This window comes from Bacillus sp. FG16 (assembly GCF_057809515.1).
Genome location: NZ_JBMDKC010000180.1, coordinates 1 through 4,526, shown reverse-complemented (window position 1 = coordinate 4,526; position 4,526 = coordinate 1). Strand labels below are relative to the sequence as shown.

The following is a 4,526-nucleotide window of genomic DNA, read 5'->3' as shown; positions in this document are numbered from 1 at the left end:
AAGAAACAGAACGAAGAAAACGTGCGGAACAAGAAGCCTTCGCAGTCCGTAAGTCTGAACAACTCACCCGCAAACAGCTAGAAGAACTAGAACAACAAGAGCCACAGATCATCGAGAAAGAAGTGGTGAAAGAGGTAGCAATCGAGTCTGAAGAACATATTAACATTATAAATGAATTAAAAGATGAAAATGCAGAACTCAAAGATACAGTTGATTTCTACAAACAAAAAGCGGAGGCCTTGTCTAAAGATGTGGATGACATACAACTCGAAGAATCTTCGATGAATTATGTTGCGAATAAGAATGTCCACAATTTAATTGCCTATATGGATGAATTTCTGAAAGATGCAGTGGTATCGTCCCTCATGCGTGGTTCGATTGCGACCGCAAGTGATGCGACAAAAGAATTACTAGATTCACGTATTGAAGCGTTTCAGGAATTTTTAAATGATCTCAAGATAGCGAAGACGGGTCGGAAAATTAACTAATGGGAGGAACACACATGGAAAACGTTACGCAATTACCAATCACACTGAATGAAGCTGGGGATTTAGTCATCAAACGTACAGATGATAAAGCGCTTGAAAAACTCATCGCATTGGTACAAACGCAATTTGCGAATCAAAATAACAAATTGACAAAGGTGGATAAAACGTTAGGGAAGCTTGGCGAATCCGTTGGGAGCTTCGACAATCGTCTCACACAGGCGCAATTAGAGAATGTGGCTTCGAAAATTGTACGAGACCAGCTACAGCAAGAACGCCATAGCAAAGCCAAGGGATTCGTGGGCAATAAAGTACAGCTTACCATCGAAGCAATGGAAGGGACGAAATCCGACTTGGAGCGTCATATGCAAGTGTTAATTAAGAAAGAAGTTACACGTATTATGCGCCAGATTACATCGTATATCAAAGAGAAATTGGGTTTGCAATCCATAGATGATATCCCAATTTGTTTCGTCGAGAAGCATAAGCAATTGTTGAAAGAATTAACGTGGAAGAAGCTTGATACTTTTGTGAAAGGTGGTCGTTAGAACTGTGGAAGAAAGTACATTTTCCTTATGTATGGTGAGTTTGTTCTTTGTTGGGTTAGGTGGATTTGCATATGTGATGGATTGGATAGATAAAGTGTGGATGAAGGATGTGGAGAAATAACAGCATTGGAATAGGAGAAAGCCCTAGCATTAGGGTACTAGGGCTTACAAACGCAGAAAAAATTAGACATGTTTATTATAACATATGGTTTTATTAACCGATATAGAAAGATAAATAGAAATATGACATGAAGGAGTGAAAAGTATGGATATCAAACAATACGGAAAACGTGAAAAACGCTTAGTAGAACAAATAGGAATTGCGAGAATGTGGGATTTTAATCAATTGGTGATTGCGATTATTGATAAGCATGGTGTTGAGGTAGCAGAAGAAATTCTAGAGGATTTACAACGACATGCCACGGATACAGCAACCCTCCACATACAAGCTTTAGAAAGCGAAAAAGCCCTATAGAATAGGACTTTTTCTCAGAAACTTTTATTGCATACATACGTAAGACTCAATTACACCTTTGTGCATAAAATTCTCTTCCTAATCAGTATAACAAAAATGTTTGGAAGAGGCAGCCATCAAAAAATACCAATAAAAAAGCCCTATAGAATATAGGACTTTTAGCAGAAACACTACTTGATATGCACAAAAGTAAGACTCGAATTCACCTTTGTAATGTGCCTTCAACTCACTATAACAGAAATGTGTTTCATGTCAAACAAGAAAAACGGCCATAGAAAGACAAAAAGACCTAACGAGTAGGCCTTTCTGCTTGGTAAGAACAATCGGAAACGAGTTGTCTCAATCGTCAACAACATGGAAAGATATGTCCAGTATAGCAGTTCATTTGATCATTCGACAAGTGAATCGACGAAAACAAAAAAAGACCTGCTTTCACAGGTTGGAAGTCAGGGTATTTCGTGGATACGGTGCAACCATATTTTAACAGATGATAGATTAGAATGCTAGCTTAATTAGATGGAATATTCAGTTATTTTCATTCAACCCAAGCGACTCATTTCCGTGAATCGTGGTCCAAGCTTTTCATTGAGTTTCACACTTAAGATACCACAGAGTCTTTTTTTTCACAATTAGGAGGGAAGTTTTTAAATGATAGAAAACCCAATGGTTTTACATAATGGGTATGGGATTCGAGATCCGCAAGAATATGAGCCCATTCCTTTCAAAGATATTTGCGGAAGTGATGTATTCCCAGATGATGATGTATTGATTTCTCCAGACGGAGAAGTTCTTCTGAGAGAGAACGCAGTGGCATATGTAGTCACGTTACTTGGATTTCAAGAACGAAGGGGTGAGCGGTAAAGTGTGTATGGAACAGGTGCAACACAAGGTTGAAAATGAGATTGCTATTTTAAAACGTTTTATCGCTCGATATGAGTGTTCTAATGACTCTGAATCGATTTGTATGGTGATTGCTTACAGGTATGCTTTGCAGGCGTTTATAGAAGTGTATGAGTTAACGAAGCAGAAAGAGGTGATGCCGTTTTGAATGCTTCGATTGAGGAATTAGAACAAACATTATCTGTGGAAAAACGAAAATTAAGCGAATATCGACGTGACTTAGTAAGGTTAGAAGCAAAGAAACCGATTGTAGAAAAGAATATTCAGGAAGCTGAAGGTAGAATTCAAGATTTTGAAGCTTCTATTTTTGTTTTGAAAGGTATGGAAAAAGACAATTGATCATGTAGTGGAGGTGTAAGAATGTTCCAAGTAACAGAAGCGCAACGAGAAAAGATGAAAGCTGTTATTGGTTTTATTGGTTGTAGTGGATCAGGGAAAACAGCTGGGGCGTTGCTCACAGCGTATGGCATGATGCGTGAAGCATATCCAGATACTCCAGAAGAGGAAGTGTGGAAGAGGATTGGTGTCATCGATACGGAACACAATCGTGCTAAGTTGCATGTAGGTCTTGTATATGAAGGGACAAAAATAGGGAGTTTCCTTCATATTGATTTTCCGCCACCTTACACAACAGAAAGATATAACGCAGCTGTAGGGGTGATGAAAAGCACGGGTGCAGAGGTGATTATCATTGATTCTCTTTCGCACAATTGGCAAGGGGAAGGTGGGATTGTAGAAACACATGGCGGGATGTCAGGGAACTCCTTTCAAAACTGGGGGAAATTAGCTTCAGAAACAACAAAGTTGATTAAGACTCTTACGCAGAATGATGTGCATATTCTAGCTACCCTTCGCACAAAGACAGAATATGTCGTGGAATCTGATTCCAATGGAAAGATGGCACCACGTAAAGTGGGGACCAAGCCGGTTCAAAAAGATGAATTGGAATATGAGTTTATGTTGAATTTTGTTATCGATATTGACCATGTAGCTACTACTTCCAAGGATAATACACAACTATTCGAAGGGAATCCACAAAAGATTACAGCGGATGTAGGCCGTAAATTATACCAGTGGCTTGAGCTGGGAATCGATGTGAAAGCGGAGGAAGAAGCGAAAAGGACAAGCCTCGTTCAACAAGTGATGGCTATTGCGCAGGAACATATGGAGGCGCAAAAGAAAATACAAGAATTTGAATGGAAAGCCAATCTAAAACTCGAGGATTTTACGATTAAGCTGCTTGAAACAGCATTAGATAGATTACAAGTTTTTAAAATGAAGGAGGGGAAAGAATGGATGCTTGGAAAACGCTGGAACTGATGAGTGAGTACGGAAAATGTAAACAATGTGGGAATGAAATCATTGGTGATGGAGAAGGAACATTAGAAGTTGAAGATGGCCGTTTCAAACGAACTTGCAAGTGTGGATGGAATGTTGAGATTGAAGAAAAGTAGAGAAAATGTCTCGTTCATCACGCATCGGACTGTCGGGCCGAAAAATAACTTTCAGAAGCCCATCAAATTCAATTTTTAATTCTTTTTGAATACCATAGGTATTTACGGATTTAGAATCGCTTAGAAAGGATTCTGAACGTTTTATCAGATAGTGTGGATTTCTACTCTTTCCAAATGTGCCCCTCACAAATAACCTCGGTATAATAAAGATAAACGAAAAGACCGAGGAGAGAATGAAGTATGGACGCAAGAGAAACGAGAATTCGTATTTTAGATTTACTGGATGGTCATTGTCAGAGTTGTGAATATCACGGTGGAAAAACACATCCATACTGCACAGAAACGTGTAAAATTGGGCAGGAAATTCAGCAATTAGGAACTAGCCTGATTACAGATGGGGAAAGTCGAGAATATAAAACAAAAGTGGAATGGGATCAAATGTGTCAAGACGTAATGGAATTGAAAAAAGAAGGGCTGTCATATGTTCAAATAGCGGAAATATTAGGGTATAACGCGAGCACCATCCGCCAACAATTGAAAAAACGAGGACTACAATTGCATGAAAGTGTGGAAGAAATGCGTAAAGAAAGCGATGAAAAGTGGGATGAGTTGGTATTATCCCCTATAGGTAGACAGTAAAAAAGAGTCCATCTGATATGATGGA

8 protein-coding genes and 1 pseudogene are annotated in these 4,526 nt (G+C 38.9%); all 9 read left to right on the top strand.

Annotation, left to right across the window (positions count from 1 at the left end):
- Nucleotides 1-488, top strand: a pseudogene (locus tag ACODS7_RS30965) (ParB N-terminal domain-containing protein); the annotation flags it as partial.
- Nucleotides 488-1,033 carry a hypothetical protein gene (locus ACODS7_RS30960; protein WP_488828421.1) on the top strand — a complete coding sequence of 182 codons (546 nt, stop codon included), beginning with the start codon at nt 488-490 and terminating at the stop codon, nt 1,031-1,033. The pseudogene ACODS7_RS30965 and the gene ACODS7_RS30960, both read left to right, overlap by 1 nt.
- Nucleotides 1,034-1,298: 265 nt before the next feature.
- Nucleotides 1,299-1,508, top strand: coding sequence for a hypothetical protein (locus ACODS7_RS30955; RefSeq protein ID WP_488828419.1), 210 nt, complete (start codon nt 1,299-1,301; stop codon nt 1,506-1,508).
- Nucleotides 1,509-2,156: 648 nt separating this feature from the next.
- Nucleotides 2,157-2,369, top strand: a complete 213-nt coding sequence (locus tag ACODS7_RS30950) for a YqaI family protein (RefSeq protein WP_488828418.1) — start codon at nt 2,157-2,159, stop codon at nt 2,367-2,369.
- A gap of 7 nt (nt 2,370-2,376) precedes the next feature.
- Nucleotides 2,377-2,556 (top strand): hypothetical protein, encoded by a 180-nt coding sequence (locus ACODS7_RS30945; RefSeq protein WP_488828416.1) that lies wholly within the window; start codon nt 2,377-2,379, stop codon nt 2,554-2,556.
- On the top strand, nt 2,553-2,747 hold the full coding sequence (locus ACODS7_RS30940) for a hypothetical protein (RefSeq protein WP_488828414.1): 195 nt from the start codon (nt 2,553-2,555) through the stop codon (nt 2,745-2,747). The genes ACODS7_RS30945 and ACODS7_RS30940 overlap by 4 nt, the downstream gene beginning before the upstream one ends.
- Before the next feature lie 21 nt (nt 2,748-2,768).
- Nucleotides 2,769-3,728 carry a DEAD/DEAH box helicase family protein gene (locus ACODS7_RS30935; protein WP_488828413.1) on the top strand — a complete coding sequence of 320 codons (960 nt, stop codon included), beginning with the start codon at nt 2,769-2,771 and terminating at the stop codon, nt 3,726-3,728.
- Nucleotides 3,701-3,862 carry a DUF3797 domain-containing protein gene (locus ACODS7_RS30930; protein WP_488828412.1) on the top strand — a complete coding sequence of 54 codons (162 nt, stop codon included), beginning with the start codon at nt 3,701-3,703 and terminating at the stop codon, nt 3,860-3,862. Before ACODS7_RS30935 ends, ACODS7_RS30930 begins: the two co-directional genes overlap by 28 nt.
- Before the next feature lie 240 nt (nt 3,863-4,102).
- Entirely contained in the window at nt 4,103-4,501 is a 399-nt protein-coding gene (locus tag ACODS7_RS30925; protein WP_488828410.1) for a zinc-finger domain-containing protein, read from the top strand.
- The last annotated feature ends 25 nt before the right edge of the window (nt 4,502-4,526 follow it).

Excerpts from the sequence above, each read along its gene's own strand:
- ACODS7_RS30945 (WP_488828416.1), top strand. The coding sequence starts at position 2,377 with ATGGAACAGGTGCAACACAAGGTTGAAAATGAGATTGCTATTTTAAAA.
- ACODS7_RS30950 (WP_488828418.1), top strand. The coding sequence starts at position 2,157 with ATGATAGAAAACCCAATGGTTTTACATAATGGGTATGGGATTCGAGAT.
- ACODS7_RS30930 (WP_488828412.1), top strand. The coding sequence starts at position 3,701 with ATGGATGCTTGGAAAACGCTGGAACTGATGAGTGAGTACGGAAAATGT.
- ACODS7_RS30935 (WP_488828413.1), top strand. The coding sequence starts at position 2,769 with ATGTTCCAAGTAACAGAAGCGCAACGAGAAAAGATGAAAGCTGTTATT.
- ACODS7_RS30925 (WP_488828410.1), top strand. The coding sequence starts at position 4,103 with ATGGACGCAAGAGAAACGAGAATTCGTATTTTAGATTTACTGGATGGT.
- ACODS7_RS30955 (WP_488828419.1), top strand. The coding sequence starts at position 1,299 with ATGGATATCAAACAATACGGAAAACGTGAAAAACGCTTAGTAGAACAA.
- ACODS7_RS30960 (WP_488828421.1), top strand. The coding sequence starts at position 488 with ATGGGAGGAACACACATGGAAAACGTTACGCAATTACCAATCACACTG.